The 15,669-nt window shown below is 52.1% G+C and carries 13 protein-coding genes; 7 read left to right on the forward strand and 6 right to left on the reverse strand.

Going from position 1 to position 15,669, the window contains the following annotated elements:
* Positions 1-159: 159 nt before the first annotated feature.
* Positions 160-1,971: a recombinase family protein gene (locus tag HKX24_RS16630; protein ID WP_276154137.1), complete on the forward strand. Its 1,812-nt coding sequence runs from the start codon at positions 160-162 to the stop codon at positions 1,969-1,971.
* Between the two features lie 583 nt (positions 1,972-2,554).
* Here the strand turns inward: HKX24_RS16630 and galE are convergent.
* The 6 genes from galE to HKX24_RS16660 all read right to left on the reverse strand — a co-directional run bounded on the left by galE (position 2,555) and on the right by HKX24_RS16660 (position 8,143).
* On the reverse strand, positions 2,555-3,538 hold the full coding sequence (galE, locus tag HKX24_RS16635; RefSeq protein ID WP_276154138.1) for a UDP-glucose 4-epimerase GalE: 984 nt from the start codon (positions 3,536-3,538) through the stop codon (positions 2,555-2,557).
* A 238-nt stretch (positions 3,539-3,776) separates the two neighbouring features.
* Positions 3,777-4,649: a glucose-1-phosphate thymidylyltransferase RfbA gene (rfbA, locus tag HKX24_RS16640; protein ID WP_276154139.1), complete on the reverse strand. Its 873-nt coding sequence runs from the start codon at positions 4,647-4,649 to the stop codon at positions 3,777-3,779.
* Complete coding sequence (gene rfbD, locus HKX24_RS16645) at positions 4,646-5,488, reverse strand: dTDP-4-dehydrorhamnose reductase (RefSeq protein WP_276154140.1); 843 nt, start codon at positions 5,486-5,488, stop codon at positions 4,646-4,648. Before rfbD ends, rfbA begins: the two co-directional genes overlap by 4 nt.
* On the reverse strand, positions 5,485-6,522 hold the full coding sequence (rfbB, locus tag HKX24_RS16650; protein WP_276154141.1) for a dTDP-glucose 4,6-dehydratase: 1,038 nt from the start codon (positions 6,520-6,522) through the stop codon (positions 5,485-5,487). Before rfbB ends, rfbD begins: the two co-directional genes overlap by 4 nt.
* A complete protein-coding gene (gene rfbC, locus HKX24_RS16655) occupies positions 6,522-7,088 on the reverse strand; it encodes a dTDP-4-dehydrorhamnose 3,5-epimerase (protein WP_276154142.1) in 567 nt (188 codons plus the stop codon). The genes rfbB and rfbC overlap by 1 nt, the downstream gene beginning before the upstream one ends.
* Positions 7,089-7,135: 47 nt before the next feature.
* Positions 7,136-8,143: a replication initiator protein A gene (locus tag HKX24_RS16660; RefSeq protein WP_276154143.1), complete on the reverse strand. Its 1,008-nt coding sequence runs from the start codon at positions 8,141-8,143 to the stop codon at positions 7,136-7,138.
* 429 nt (positions 8,144-8,572) lie between these two features.
* Here HKX24_RS16660 and HKX24_RS16665 point away from each other — a divergent pair, with 429 nt between their 5' ends.
* The 6 genes from HKX24_RS16665 to HKX24_RS16690 all read left to right on the forward strand — a co-directional run bounded on the left by HKX24_RS16665 (position 8,573) and on the right by HKX24_RS16690 (position 15,548).
* Positions 8,573-9,946, forward strand: coding sequence for an AAA family ATPase (locus HKX24_RS16665; RefSeq protein ID WP_276154144.1), 1,374 nt, complete (start codon positions 8,573-8,575; stop codon positions 9,944-9,946).
* Positions 9,947-10,016: 70 nt separating this feature from the next.
* The gene (locus HKX24_RS16670) at positions 10,017-11,063 is read left to right on the forward strand and encodes a ParB N-terminal domain-containing protein (RefSeq protein ID WP_276154145.1); all 1,047 of its coding nucleotides are present in this window, start codon (positions 10,017-10,019) and stop codon (positions 11,061-11,063) included.
* Between the two features lie 297 nt (positions 11,064-11,360).
* Positions 11,361-12,401, forward strand: coding sequence for a GDP-mannose 4,6-dehydratase (locus HKX24_RS16675; RefSeq protein WP_276154146.1), 1,041 nt, complete (start codon positions 11,361-11,363; stop codon positions 12,399-12,401).
* Positions 12,402-12,418: 17 nt separating this feature from the next.
* Positions 12,419-13,690, forward strand: a complete 1,272-nt coding sequence (tviB, locus tag HKX24_RS16680) for a Vi polysaccharide biosynthesis UDP-N-acetylglucosamine C-6 dehydrogenase TviB (protein WP_276154147.1) — start codon at positions 12,419-12,421, stop codon at positions 13,688-13,690.
* Positions 13,691-14,069: 379 nt separating this feature from the next.
* A complete protein-coding gene (locus HKX24_RS16685; protein WP_276154148.1) occupies positions 14,070-14,969 on the forward strand; it encodes an oligosaccharide repeat unit polymerase in 900 nt (299 codons plus the stop codon).
* Between the two features lie 246 nt (positions 14,970-15,215).
* Positions 15,216-15,548 carry a transposase gene (locus tag HKX24_RS16690; RefSeq protein WP_276154149.1) on the forward strand — a complete coding sequence of 111 codons (333 nt, stop codon included), beginning with the start codon at positions 15,216-15,218 and terminating at the stop codon, positions 15,546-15,548.
* Positions 15,549-15,669: the final 121 nt, after the last annotated feature.

The raw sequence follows: 15,669 nt of genomic DNA on the forward strand, positions 1-15,669 counted from the left end.
CGACGACGCAACTCGAGCTATTCCCTGGGACCCGATCCAGAACTGCGACACCGATCCCGCCTTGGCAGAGCCTGCCCGACGAGACGCGGCAAGCGCTGACGCGATTGATGACACGCCTGATGATGGAACATGCGGGCACGGCGGACAGGGAGAGCAACCATGAAGCATGACAAAATCGGTACGCAGCACTTGGAGCGCAAGGCGATCCTCTACGTCCGCCAGTCATCGGCCCATCAGGTCCTGCACAACCGAGAAAGCAGCACACTGCAATATGCAATGCGGGAGCGGCTGTCGGATTTGGGTTGGAGCAGGATCGAGATCGTGGATGACGACCTTGGTCGGTCTGCCGCCGGCGGGGTAACGCGGGCAGGCTTTGACCGGATGATTGCAGACATTTGTCTGGGAAAGGTCGGCGCGGTGGCCGCGCGGGAGGTATCCCGCTTTGCACGCAACAGTAGAGACTGGCAGCAACTCGTAGAAATGTGCCGGGTCGTTGATACGGTATTGATCGATCAAGAGGCAGTATATGCGCCACGCGATGGCAACGACCGCCTGCTGCTGGGCTTGAAGGGTAGCCTGAACGAATACGAACTTGATCTCCTCAGGCAACGATCCCTCGCGGCACGCCACGAGAAGGCACGGCGCGGCGAGCTTATCGTCGCCGCTCCCGTCGGTTTCGTGAAGGTCGCCGACCGGCTCGAGAAAGATCCGGATCGCCGCGTGCAAGATGCCATAAGTCTGGTCTTCGATAAGGTCGTCGAGTTAGGAAGCGCGCGGCAGGCCCTCATGTGGTTCCTTGAACATGACCTTGAATTGCCCACCCTGCGCAAGCAGGGTGACGTTGTTTGGAAGCGGCCAACATACGCCACCATCCATCGTATGATCGTCAATCCGGCCTATGGCGGAGCCTATGCCTACGGCAAGACCCGAACATCGGCGGGGTTCGGGGCGTCGATTACTCGCAGGAAGGATCGCGATGAATGGCTGGCATTGAAGCCGGGCGCACACGAAGGCTACGTAAGTTGGGAAAGGGCAGAGGCAATCCGCAAGATGATCAGCGATAACGTCCCTCAGAGCCGACATCACGGCGCAGCCAAGCATGGTTCGGCCCTTCTGGCGGGACTTCTGCGCTGTCGACGCTGTGGGCGTAAGCTGACGGTTCGCTACACTGGCAAAAAGCATGATATCCCGCGTTACTCCTGCTGGCGTGGCCTTTTGGACAACGGCGAGGCGCGCTGCATCGCTTTTAGCGGATTGCGGGTTGATGATGCCATTGAACAATCGCTCTTGCAGGTGGTCAGCCCCGGCGCCATCAACGCGGCAGAGGCTGCCGCCCGGCAAGCCGTGCGACAACGGGATCAGGTTCGCGATGCGCTCTGTCGTGATTTGGAGGCTGCTCAATACGCGACTGACCGAGCATTCCGACAGTATGATGCGTCGGACCCCGAAAACCGTTTGGTGACTGCTGAACTGGAATCCCGCTGGAACCGAGCGCTTCAGCGAGTTCGAGAGGTCGAGCAGAAGCTCGCGCACCACGATGCGGTCAGCCCGAACGAGACGACGCTACCGGTGGAAGATCTGGCAGCCCTCGGGGCCAACCTTGAACACATCTGGTGCGCACCGGGCACGGATGCAAAACTCAAGAAGCGGATCGTCCGCACGGTGGTCCGTGAAGTAGTGGCAGATCTTGATAACGAAACATCCGAGATCGTTCTTCTGGTTCATTGGGCCGGAGGTGCCCATACAGAAATCCGCCTGCCAAAGCGTCGGCGCGGACAGCGCAACGCAACATCACCTGATATTGTCGAAGCCGTTCGCCAGCTTGCCCAGATCGTCAGCGATGATGTCATCGCCGGGTTCCTAAACAGGAACGGTCTCGCCACCGGAAACGGCAATCGCTGGACCAAGGAACGGGTGACAGCCTTACCGTTCATACCGAAAGATTCCCGTATTCAAACCCGAACCCGATGATCACAACCCCTGGCTCAACCTCTCCAGCGCAGCCAAGCTTCTCGGGGTGGCACCAAAAACATTGCGGTTGGCAGCTGAAGCAGGCGAAATCAAAGCTGAACACCCGCTCGCTGACGGGCCGTGGGTCTTCGAGCGAACAGAACTATTAAAACCGGCAGCACAAAAGCTAAACAAACGGGCGCGGCATAGCTCAAAACACCCCACGGTACCACATCAGGATCAACAAAACCTATTCCCTTCAACAACATAGAAAGATGGGCGTAATGAAGCAAAGTTGTACAACGAGGATCGTCCCCACAGCGCGATCGGATACAACGTCCCGATCGCCATGCATTATCCCGATGGCGTCACCAGCCCGTCATCGTGAAACGGCCGGGAAAATCCAGCTTCCGGTGGTCCAACGTTGGGGAGCAGGGCAACAAACCTGCAAACTCTCGTTATGAGTGAGGGACCAATGGGGGGCAGGTCACTTCCTAAAAGCCTCCTAGTGTATGGATAGAGTGCCCCCTTAAATTTCTTAGACTGGAAGAGGTACGAGTTCTACACCTGACGGCCCGGACCGAGGAGTGGAAGCACAACTAATTTAAGCGTTGTAAGTACCAGTCTGATGCCATCTCCAAGCGTCAGCAATCATCTTGTCCAAAGTTGAGCGCTTGGGCGCCCAACCCAACTCCTCCACCGCGCGAGATGAGCCTGACACGAGCTTGGTACAATCCCCCGGACGGCGCGCTCCGATCTCATGTGGCACCGTTTGGTTGGTCACAGCACGGCTATGGTCGAGCACTTCGCGTACCGAAAATCCGCTGCCGGTGCCAAGGTTAAAGACGCGGCTGCCCCTGTCATCCTGAAGCCATTTCAGACCCAAAACATGGGCATCGACCAGATCGCAGACATGCACATAGTCACGAATGCAGGTGCCGTCCGGCGTGTCATAGTCATCCCCAAATACTGTCAATGCCGCGCGTTTTTCGGCAATCGCGTCTAGCATCAGCGGGATCAGATGCGTTTCCGGCTGATGGAACTCGCCCACCTCGCCTTCGGGATCCGCGCCCGCCACGTTGAAATAGCGGAAGATGACATGTTGCAGCCCGTGGGCGGCTTCGAAATCGCGCAGAATATCCTCAATCGCGCGTTTTGATGCGCCGTAAGCGTTGATCGGATACTGCGCGCTGTTTTCATCCAGCACGACGTTATCTTGATCCCCATAGGTCGCACAGGTCGACGAGAAGACGAACTGTTTGCAGTCCGCCGCGACCGCCGCCTCGATCAGCGTCAAGGACCCGTTGACGTTATTGCGCCAATAAAGTCCCGGCTTTGCCATGCTCTCACCCACTTGGCTGAGAGCGGCGAAATGCATTACTGCGATAGGCTGATGTTTCGCAAAGACTTCATCTAGCCGCGCGCGATCCATCAGATCACCTTCCTCGAAAGGGCCAAATTTCACCGCGTCGCGCCAGCCCGTCACGAGATTGTCGAAAGTAACGGGAGTGTGCCCCGCCGCTTTCAAAGCCTTACAAGCATGCGATCCTATATAGCCTGCCCCGCCAGTGACCAGAACACTACTCATACGATTCTTCCCCTGCGAACTGACGTTTTTGCAATCTTTTGAGCGTTTCACATACGTTGCACATAAGCGGTACCTTTCCATTTGCCACCGGAGGCTTAAACCTCGCCACATTTGCGCTATTGATAGCTTTAATGCCCCCTGCCCGGCCTCTGCTTGCAAATTACTCTTCTAAGACCAGATCTCTTGGGCCATTCGAGAGCAGGATATTCGTCTTCTTAACCGGAATGTTGTCTAACCGCTATTTCAGCAGCCCCAATAGATAGTCGCCATATTTGTTATGAGCAAAGCTCTCAGCTCGATGGCGCAACTCTCCCCGGCCAATCCAGCCTTTATAGAAAGCGATTTCCTCGGGGCTCCCCACCTGTAGCCCTTGCCGTTCCGAGAGGGTGCGAACGAAGTTGCCAGCGTCGAGCAGACTGGCATGGGTCCCAGTGTCGAGCCAAGCAAACCCACGACCCATCTGCTGTACCGCTAGGGCATCTTCAGTCAGATACATCTCCAGAAGTGATGTAATCTCTAACTCGCCACGCGCCGAGGGAGTCACGGTGCGGGCACGTTCAGGCGCTGAGCCATCAAGGAAGTAGAGCCCGGTTACTGCATAGTGAGAGGGTGGAACGGCGGGTTTCTCTACGATGGCTCTTACCTTCCCGTCAGGCGCAAAATCTACCACCCCATAGCGCTCTGGATCAGCCACTCTATAGCCAAAAACCGTCCCTCCAATAGACGATGCATCAGCAGCTGCCAGTGCTTCGGGCAACCCATGCCCAAAAAAGATATTGTCACCTAGAACCATTGCAGATGGTGCACCATCGAGAAAGTTCTCTGACAGAATATAAGCCTGCGCCAGCCCATCAGGGCTTGGCTGTTCAATATATGTGAGACTTAGCCCCCACTGCGCACCATCCCCAAGGCTACGCTTGAACTGTTCGGCGTCCTGAGGGGTAGTAACAACAGCGATATCCCGTATTCCTGCCAGCATTAGAACCGATAACGGGTAATAGATCATTGGCTTGTCGTAGATCGGCAGCAGTTGTTTCGAAACTCCCAAAGTGATTGGATAAAGCCGAGTGCCAGAACCTCCGGCCAACAAGATACCCTTACGTGCGCTCATGTCAGTTCCTCCACAACGCCATTCAGTGCGGGGCGCCAATCTGGGGGTGTAATGCCAAAATCAGCCTCTAAGGCAGTACAATTAAGTCTCGAGTTAAGCGGCCTCAGTGCCGGTGTCGGATAGTCTTTAGTAGGAATTCCAGTCACAGCGACCCGGCGTTGGGCTGCGGCAAATGTTTCGCGCGCGAAACATTTCCACGAAGTTACAGGCGCTCCTGCGTAATGATACGTGCCGCCCCCCTGCCCTGTCCTCATTACTCCGACCATTTGCAATAGGGTTTCGGCAATCGCCAAGGCTGGGGTCGGTCCACCGATCTGGTCGTCAACTACGTTAAGCGCATCCCGAGTTTCACTAAGGCGCAGCATGTTAGTGACGAAATTTCTACCAGTCGCCGAGAAGACCCACGATGTCCGCAATATCGCATGATGGCCTCCGGCCGCCCTGACCTTTGCTTCGCCCGCGGCCTTACTGCGTCCATAGGCATTGAGCGGGGAAGTCTTGTCTTCTGGTTGCCAAGGCCGTTGCCCGCTGCCATCAAAGACATAATCAGTAGAAACATGCAGGAAGGGTATATCCAAATCCGCACAGGCACGCGCCATGGCCCCAGGAGCGGCGCTATTGACGATGTGAGCTAGAGCTTCTTCCTCTTCAGCGCGGTCCACGGCTGTAAAAGCTGCCGCGTTAATGACGGCGGAAGGTCGGGCGGTATGGATCGCTGACGCACATGCGGTAGGCTCTGACAGGTCGGCCTGCTCACGATCAAGAAAGTAGGCGTTCTGCACGATCTTCCTCAAAGCGGTGCCGACTTGCCCACTGCGCCCGAAAACCAAAAGCCTCATGCGCGACCCAGCCGTTGCCCGACCCCCTGGTGCCCTTGCAACGCCTGCCACCATTCAGGGTTGTCGAGATACCAGTTCACCGTACGCCGCAGCCCCTCCTTCAGCGTCACCGACGGCTGCCAGCCCAACTCATCACGAATGCGGCTAGCGTCGACAGCATATCGCGCGTCATGACCTGGGCGGTCTTCAACAAAAGTAATTAGGCGATTATAGGGCCGTTCTGCGGGCCGCAGTTCATCTAGTAGTCCGCAGATTGTTTGCACCAACTCAATGTTACGCGCCTCGGCATTGCCACCTATGTTGTAGCTGCGTCCAATCTTGCCATTAGTCAGCACTGTTAACAGCGCCTCCGCATGGTCTTCGACGTAAAGCCAGTCCCGTACGTTCTCGCCGTCCCCATAGATCGGTATTGATTGGCCGGCGAGGGCATTGAGGATGACTAATGGGATTAGCTTTTCTGGGAAGTGATAGGGACCGTAGTTATTCGAGCAATTGGTCATCAACACTGGCAACCCATAGGTCTGCCCCCACGCGCGAACAAGGTGATCTGAGGCCGCCTTAGAGGCGGAATAGGGACTATTAGGCGCATAGGGCGTCTCTTCGGTGAAGAGGCCCCTGGGTCCGAGCGAGCCAAAAACTTCGTCGGTAGAGACGTGATGAAAGCGGAAGGCTTCGCAGCGGCCACGCGTTTCCCAATTCGCTCGAGCAACCTGCAACAAGGTGTAGGTCCCGGTCACATTGGTATCGATGAAAGCTCCGGGGCTATCGATTGAACGGTCTACATGGCTTTCGGCGGCCAGATGAAGCACCGCGTCAGGGGCGTGATCAGAAAATATCCGGGTCAGAGCTTCGGCATCGCGAATGTCGGTGTGCTCGAAGACATAGCCGGGCAGGGCGGCAACCTCAGTCAGACTGTCAAGACAAGCGGCATAAGTCAGAGCATCAACATTCACCACCTCATGCCCTTGGGCTATAGCTAAGCGCACCACAGCGGAGCCAATAAAACCAGCTCCGCCGGTAACAAGAATTTTCATTATGTCTTCTCCCAGGTAAAATGCTGTCCCATAGCGGCTAGGGAAGGGGCCTTAGCATCCTTTTCTGATAGAAGCGGCGACTGACCCTTGAGGCCCCAATCGATACCTATGTCGGGATCATCCCACCGGACCACCGCATCGCACTCAGGAGCGTAGGTATAGGTGCATTTATAAATAATCTCGGTCATGGGAACTCGGGTTATAAAGCCATGTAGGAAACCTTTAGGGATCAACAACTGTCGGCCATTGTCGAAACTGAGCTCAACCCCAACCCACTTCCCGAAGCTCGGAGAGCCATGTCGGATATCTACGGCTACATCGAATAATGCACCGCGTCCGCAGCGTACAAGTTTTGCCTGAGCATGGGGTGGCGTCTGAAAGTGCAGACCGCGCAAGGTACCAGCGGCCTTAGATAGAGAATGGTTGTCTTGTACAAAGCTATAGTTAAGACCCGCTTCCGCCATGGTCCTAGCGTTCCAGCTCTCGCTGAAAAAGCCGCGGTCATCCACATGACGAGATGGGGTTAGAATCAACACCCCGGGCAGGGCGGTCTCTTCAATCTGCATGGAGGAACCTTTTTGGTTTCAGTCAGCGCTCTTTCTCTATGGCGCCTTCATTCTCGTCGGGCAGCACGCTTGCGCACAAATCCGAGAAAAGCCCCGTCCGCCGACCGTATACGCGGACGACCCGATTTGATCCAGAAGGCGCGCCAATCGGCTTCCAGCGCATAGGGGTCGTTCCCGGGCATAAGAACGCGGGCTTCTTCAATTGCAGTAGCGGAAAGCAGTGGCGCATCATCACCCACATCCACGATACGGCGCGTGGTGAAACGGATCATGTCGCCCGGCTCTTCTTGCATATGATAATCAGGCAAGTGGTCAGCCTTAATCATGTCACGGAGCATTTTACGAAAAACTCGACGGGGCGAGGCGGACCCGGATTTCTTCAGCAGCACCTCAACCGAGATCCGCCAAGACGGCTGCCTACCACAGTGTTTACGTGCTAGCTCGTAAATCCGTCGCTCCAGAGGTTTACGGAGACGAAAGTAGTCGCGGTTAAGGGTAAGTACCGATTTGCTAAGGACCGCACGATAAAGCCACTCCGAGAGGGTCACTGCCACGCTTACCATGCGACCACCGCGCGCGCGTCGCACAATCTCCCAGTTTTCGATCAGTCCAAAACCTGAGGTCACCTCACGCCCACCGGTAACCATATTGGTGGTAATACGCGTTCCAGCAAGCCGCTCAAAAGCATCACGTAAACGGCGATAGGCATCACCGCTTGTTTCACGGTTGGTGGCCACCAACAAATCATGCGCTGTCAGCGTCACGGTCCGACTGATCGTACGGCCGGCATTAAGGGCCGCCATCAACTGACTGATGCAAAAAATCAGTATGTCTTTGTCGTGGATCGTCGCCAAACCACGGACGGAAGGTACCACAGTAATCTCGGTGCCATTGTGTTCATAGTTCAGGATTCGCCGATCAGGACGTGTACCCAAAGAAAAGACCGGATGCTCCATTGTGGCCAAGTCATCTTTTGGGATGGCATCGAACACATCACACAAGAAGAAGTCATTGGTTGGATGTCGATCAGGCAAAAGCCCTTGAGCTGCTGTCATCTGCTACCTCTACTCTTTGCCGGTTTGCCCGGTCTAGCGTCACTGAACTCCCGGAAAGAGAATCGTGGTTTCAATGACACCACCCTAAAAGTTACCGAGGTCAGCTGTCCATTGTTGCTCTCGGGGGTTCAGAGTCATCCTATCGTGGTATTAGAATCGGTTTATCGGGGGTTCAGAGTCGCCTAGTCTCAAAATGCACTATATAAAGCATTTAAAATCAAATAGTTCGCAGAAGAATCAATAGGCGTAACACATAGATAACAGATTATAACACTATGATTTTTCGCTTAAGCACTCCTATAGACCCCTCTTGTTCCTTATCCTTCAGTCAGTTCTACTGAGAAAATACATCTAAGATGCTGCTTTTTACTCCACGTTACATCTTTTGTAGTATATTAAGAAAAACGTAGAACATGATTAGGTACTCTAATGACAGGCAACCTTCCTCCTTACTTCAATATTGATCCTGATCAGGCGCTAGCCGAACTAGGTGCACCGACTACCACGAATGGTTTCGAAGCCATTGCATCAGCTTGCGCTCGCGGCCGGAATGATCTTGCTACACGCGGCATGGATGAAACCGGACGGAAGAAGCTTCGCATGTTTTCCACTTGGGAAATCACCAAATATCTGATCCCAGTAGCACCTGCTCATTTTCGTCGAGTGCTGAAGTTACATCCTGATCTACCGCAAGGCCGGTCCGAAACCGAAGGAGGAGCCAAGTGGTTTACTTTGGATGAAGTCCTAGCTCTACGTTCTCACTTTGGCCGTGAGGGATCAAAAACCAAAGAGTACCGCCCCTACCGCCCTATAAACTTGCCCGCAAAAATCGTCTCAGTTGCGAATTTTAAAGGCGGCGTCGGCAAAACTAGTACTGCAGCACATTTGGCAATGTCTGCTGCACTCGATGGCTACAAGGTATTGATCATTGATCTCGATAGCCAGGGCTCGATGACTTCTATATTTGGTGGACGAGTTAATGATGAGTGGCAGACTGTTTTTCCGCTACTGGCCCGCCATTATGCCATACAGGCTCAAACGGATAACCAAGCGCGCGCCGCTCGAGGTGAAGCCCCCCAGCCCATCGATGACACCCTAACTGAAGCACTTCATATAACCTCTGGAGATTTGATCCAGCATACCCACTGGCCCAACATCGATTTGATTGGAGCGCAACTGAACCTCTATTGGGCCGAGTTCCAGATTCCAGTTTGGCGCATGCAAGCGCGCGGCTGGAAGCTTTGGGATGCGTTAACCGATAGACTGGAAGCTGATGGTGTGCTGGCGGATTACGATGTTGTCTTTATCGACACCCCACCGGCTCTAGGGTACCTGACAATCAATGGTTTGGCAGCAGCCGATATCTTGCTGGTCCCGTTAGGGGCTTCGTTTCTGGAGTTCGACTCCACTGGACGTTTTTTTGATATGCTACATTCCACATTCTCTTCCATTGAGGCGGGAGAAAACATGGCCGCACGAGCACTAGGCCGGAATGAGTTAGCTTTTGAGTGGGATGCCGTGCGGGCTGTTGTGACCCGCTATGACGGAGCGCAACAAGCAGAGCTTGCCGCGTTGATGCAAGCCTATCTAGGTCCCACACTCTCACCTCACCGGCAAGATTTTACAGCACTGATCGGACAGGCTGGAGAAACTGTAAATGGTATCTATGAGGCTGATTATCGTGACTTCAATCGCGAGACTTATGTGCGGGGTCGCCAAACTTTTGATGCCACTTATGCATCCTTTAAACGTCTACTGATTGGGGCTTGGCGTCGCGATGAGCTAGCGGCGCAATCTGTGTAATATCAAACAACCTAGTCTAGTGTTCCCTATGCACACCCTTAGCGCTCAAAATGCGAAAGAGAGATAGATCATGGCAAAGCGCAAACGTCTAACTCCTCCTACCCTTGAAACTTTCAACTCAGGCAGTGAAGCATCTACAAAGACTAAAACCACTTCCTCACGCGATCCATTGGGGGTAAATTCGTCACCCGCTGCTCGTGCGCCAATTGCGGATGTCGTAGGAACTGCCGCAGCTACTGCTGCGCTAAGCGAACTCAGCGCTGAATTCCATGCCGCCAGGCTTGAAGGTCGATTGGTGCAATCACTGCCGCTAGGAGACGTTGAAGAAGACCACTTGGTCCGCGACCGCTTGGTAGGATCAATAACTGAGGATGATATGCAGAGTCTTATGGCGTCCTTGCGCGCACGCGGACAGCAATCTCCTATTGAAGTCACTGAGATTGAGCCAGGTCGATATGGACTAATATCTGGATTTCGGCGCCTTACTGCACTACGGAGACTCCATGCGGAAACAGGAGATGAGGCATTTGCCAAGGTCCATGCTCTAGTCCGAAGTCCGGATACCGCAGAGGCAGCCTATGTTGCCATGGTTGAAGAAAACGAAATCCGCGTCGGCTTGAGCTATTTTGAGCGTGCTCACATTGTCGCGCGTGCGGTAGAGGAGGGGGTCTGTAGCAGCGAAAAGCAGGCTCTGAACCGCCTGTTCGGTTCTTCCAGCCGTGCTAAACGGTCGAAAATTAAAAGCTTTTTGGCCGTGGTCCAAGCCTTAGGGCCCCATTTGAAATTTCCAAATGCAATCGGCGAGAGATTGGGGTTGGAGCTCGCTGCACAGTTAAAGGATAGAACCTTTTCGACTTATTTGCAAAAGTATCTACGCGAGGTGGAGCCTGACAGTGCAGAGGCCGAAACTGCTTTACTCCGAAGCGCTTTAGCTAAAATGTTAGATCCGAATAAAAACAAGGCGCCTGGCCGACCCGCAGTTGTATGCAGTAAATCAAAGGGTGAAGAGGTAGCGACTGGATTATGGCTGATCCGGGATGCCAAAGGAGTGCACCTAAGTGGTCCTGGGCTAGATGACGAGGCAGTGAACCGCATCCGCGAAGCCTTCAAACCCTAATTTGTTTCGCGCGCGAAACAAATTAGGAAAAATGTTGAATATGTGGATGGATCGCAGAGTTCCCAACAAGCACTCCCATAGATGGCACTGCGGGTGCAAGCCTCAAACGGCTTAACCAGCTTGGCATACACCTTGATCTTTTTCCTGCGCCCCACTACGGAGATGTCCATAAATGAAGCCTTTCGAATTGAGTCACGAGTTTTACGTTTTTGCTAGGCTTTAGGCGCTAGGTGAGAAGCCGATCTCATCTTGATGAGAAGCAAGCCGACAATATCAATCTAAGGGCAGCACATAAATATGAGTTCTTCTGACAGTTCACGCCCCACGCATCGAGTATTTATCTCTGGTACTGCGGGGTTCATCGGTTTCCATCTAGCAAAGCTGCTTCTTTCAGAAGGGCATATTGTTTGTGGTCTAGACGCGATGACCGATTACTACGATGTTACCCTAAAGCAGCGACGACATCAGATGCTACTGCAGGACCCCAATTTCCAAGCCCATGAGGTTAGGCTCGAAGATTCCGACGCTGTCCTGCGTCTAATCACCGATTTCAAACCTACAGCCATTGTCCATCTCGCTGCCCAAGCTGGAGTACGCTACAGCTTAGAAAATCCGCGAGCCTACTTGGAAAGTAACCTAATTGGCACCTTCAACATTATGGAGGCCGCGCGAGAAATCAGCGTGGGGCACCTGTTGATGGCTTCTACCAGCTCGGTTTATGGTGCCAATACGGAGATGCCTTTTGAAGAAACCCAAAAAGTTGATACTCCATTAACTTTCTATGCGGCTACGAAAAAGGCAAATGAAGCGATGTCGCATTCCTATGCGCATCTCTGGGACTTGCCGACAACGATGTTCCGTTTCTTTACTGTTTACGGTCCTTGGGGGCGGCCCGATATGGCCTTGTTTAAGTTCACAAAGGGGATCATTGAGGGCACGCCTATAGATATCTATAATCATGGCGACATGTATCGCGATTTTACTTATGTAGAGGATCTGGTACGGGGCATTCGCCTGCTGATTGATGCTGTTCCGGAGCGTCCCGAATCTCCAGAAGATATCGCGCCGGGCGATAGTTTAAGCCCAGTAGCCCCTTGGCGTACTGTGAATATCGGAAACTCTGATAAAGTTCGCTTGATGGATTTTGTGGAGGCGATCGAAGAAGAGCTAGGTCAGAAGGCCGTCCGTAACTTTATGGACATGCAGACCGGAGATGTTCCAGCCACATGGGCTAACGCGCATCTACTGAAATCTCTAACTGGCTACAAACCCGAAACCGATGTGCGTGAAGGCGTAAAAGCCTTTGTCGCTTGGTACAAAAATTATTACAACGTTTAATACTGGATTTCTTTATCATGCTGAAACCTGAGACTGCGAAGGTTGCCGTCATTGGATTAGGTTACGTGGGGTTGCCGCTCGCAGTTGAGTTCGGGCGTAAGATCTCGACTGTGGGGTTCGACATCAATACGGCCCGTATTGGGGAACTCGAAGCTAACCATGATCGCACCCTTGAAACTACTTCAGAGGAACTGTCGTCCGCTACGCACTTAAAATTTACCAACAACATTGAAGTGCTAAGGGAATGTAATACTTATATTATAACTGTTCCGACTCCGATCGACAGTCACAAGCGACCAGATTTGACGCCTTTGCGGAAGGCTTCCGAAACGGTCGGACAGGTCCTGGCGAAAGGCGATGTCGTTATATATGAAAGCACCGTTTATCCTGGGGCTACCGAGGAGGACTGCGTGCCCGTTCTGGAAGCCGTTTCGGGAATGCTCTTTAACAAAGATTTCTTTGTAGGATACTCACCTGAACGCATTAATCCGGGCGATAAAGCTCACCGTCTGCCTACGATCTGTAAGGTGACCGCAGGCTCCACTCCGGCAGCGGCGTCGTTTGTAGACGGGCTGTATAAAACCATTATCACAGCGGGTACACATCTGGCTCCCTCTATTCGAGTTGCAGAAGCCGCCAAGGTAATTGAGAATACACAGCGGGATGTCAATATCGCACTCGTTAACGAGCTTGCACTGATATTTGACCGACTAGGAATTGATACGCTCGATGTTCTAGAAGCCGCTGGTACCAAGTGGAACTTTCTGCCGTTCCGCCCCGGTTTGGTAGGTGGCCACTGTATCGGTGTCGATCCCTACTACCTCACCCACAAAGCGCAGGAGATCGGTTATCACCCCGAAGTGGTTCTGGCCGGGCGCCGCATCAATGATGGGATGGGGGCTTACGTAGCAACCAAGCTGGTGCGTGAGCTAATCCGCAACGACGTCAAAGTAAAGGGCGCAAGGGTTCTAGTTATGGGGCTAACATTCAAAGAAAACTGTCCGGACCTGCGCAATACTCGGGTAGTCGATATCATCGCGGAGCTAGAGAGCTATGGTATCAGCGTGGATGTTCACGATCCATGGGCCGACCCCGCCGAAGCACAGGCAGTATATGGTTTAAAAATGGTCGAACAATTTAACTCCAAAACATACGATGGACTAATACTAGCCGTTGCGCATGACATGTTCCGTAACCAAGGAGCTGAGAATGTTTTCGCACTATGCAGAGGGCCAATTGTCGATATTAAGGGGATACTGCCAAGCGGAGATCAGGTTTGCCGGATTTAATGGAGCGGTTTGAATGTTAAGCGGGGAATAGCAGCCATTGTTTGAGCTAGCCTTGGTTTCTTGTTTGATTGTTGGCTTCCTAATAATGTTCGGAAGGTTCAACGCCGTTTCCGGCGCAATGATTGGATTTGCCCTATATCATCACTCGTGGGTGCTAGTGCATTTCTATTCAAAAAATAACAATTATTCGGATTGGGTTAATTTCAGCAATATCGACATATCATATATAGTTATAATCGTCAGTGCACTATTTTGTTTCGGATATCTGATAATAAATATCTCAACTAAGGGGCAAAGCTTAACGCAAGTATTGTACTCCCGATTTGATATAACGTTTCTTCGGTTTGCTAGCCTATCGTCTGTAATATTAATGATCATTATGTTTGTTATTTTTAAAGGTTCATTAGGTTTGAATAAGCAGGATCTCTACGCATCTAGAGTATCGATACTGAACGTTTTTCAATACATGCTTTTTGTTATTTTTTTATCGTCTTTTATTATAAAAGATAAGGTATCTGCAATGTTATCATTGCTATCTATTGTGCTATTGTCAGTATTTCTTATTACTAGATCTACACTGATTCTGCCATTAGCTAGTGCATTTTTTTACTTGCTTTACGACAAAAGGTTTTTTCGTTTTCTGACGCCTGTTCGTATAGCTGTAGTCACTTTTGTAGCATTCATTGCAATATATGGAAAACTAATAGCTATAGGCTTTAGAACAGGGAACTATTTCCCGCTCTGGGAAAAAATATCGCGAACTAGCGTTTCATCAATAATGGAAGATCTCGAGGGCTATGCGATATCATATTACGTGGTTGAAATTGTAAATGACCCGGCGCCCTATGACAAATTAGAGAGCCTGGACGCATTATTTCAACTTCTTGTAGTTCCTGATCTATTTGGTGCGAATCCTAGTAGCTTTACTGACTATTTAGCTGACAATTATCGGCCAGATGCTGACTATGGCCTAGCATATACGTATTTTGGAGAAGGGTACGCAGTTGGCGGGTTTGGAGGCATTTTTCTTTGGACGGGAATACTGCTGTTTATGCTTTTGATAACGCATAAATTGTTATCAAAGTCATCTAATTTGTGGGTGAAAGCATGGGCTTGCACTGCGTTGAGCGTACTGTGTTTCTATTATCCAAGAAACTCCCTAGAAATAAATTTAGTGATGTTGAGGTTGACCGGGCTTTCGGCTTTTCTGTTATTTTTAATATCTGTATTTTGGGAGAGAGTAACAATTAAAAAAGGCGTACGCGTTAGCTTGCGGTGATGCTGTTGGGAGCGGTTAGTACTGCGAAAACAAACCCTTCTTATAATTGAAAATGCGTTTAAAAATTAGGTTAATCGCGACGACGTCGCCGACGCTTGAGCGAACGCCATGGCGACGACCTCTGAACCACCTTTAGGAAACTGGCTGACCGCCAGAGAGATGTAAGCGGTGTCCCGGGGTCACGTTGTAGGGTGTGATCCGCGCTGCGAGAACGAACTCATCTTATGATGGGGAGTGCGTTTCGCAATGTGCGCTACAAATTCGTTTCTCAGATCGCTTGGCGTTGAGATTTATGCGTCCGGTCACCGCCGTTGGTCGGATACCGCAAAGGCACAGGCGGTTGCGGACACGCTTGAGGTCGGTGCAACGGTGAACGCTGTCGCTGAGCGATATGGTATCCTTCCGAACCAGCTATCGGCGTGGCGTCGACAGGCCAAGCAAGGAAAGCTGTTGCTACCTGCGCCGGAGGCTGATGAGCCGCTTTTCGCTCCACTGGTGGTTTCTGCTGGGCCGGAAGAGCCAGAAGCTCTGACTGTTCCGAATGAGGCGATCAGATTGATCTTTGGAGAGATCTGTTGATTGTCACTGAGAGCTGACCCGGTATTTTCACCGAGATTTGACCCACCCTCAGTTATGCGTCGTGGTTTATGACGCGGTCAATGTTTTGGCTCCTTTCGTGTTTTCTTTGCAGCCTCAGCGC

The sequence above is a fragment of the Sulfitobacter sp. M85 genome, from assembly GCF_029285915.1.
GTDB classification, from domain to species: domain Bacteria; phylum Pseudomonadota; class Alphaproteobacteria; order Rhodobacterales; family Rhodobacteraceae; genus Sulfitobacter; species Sulfitobacter faviae.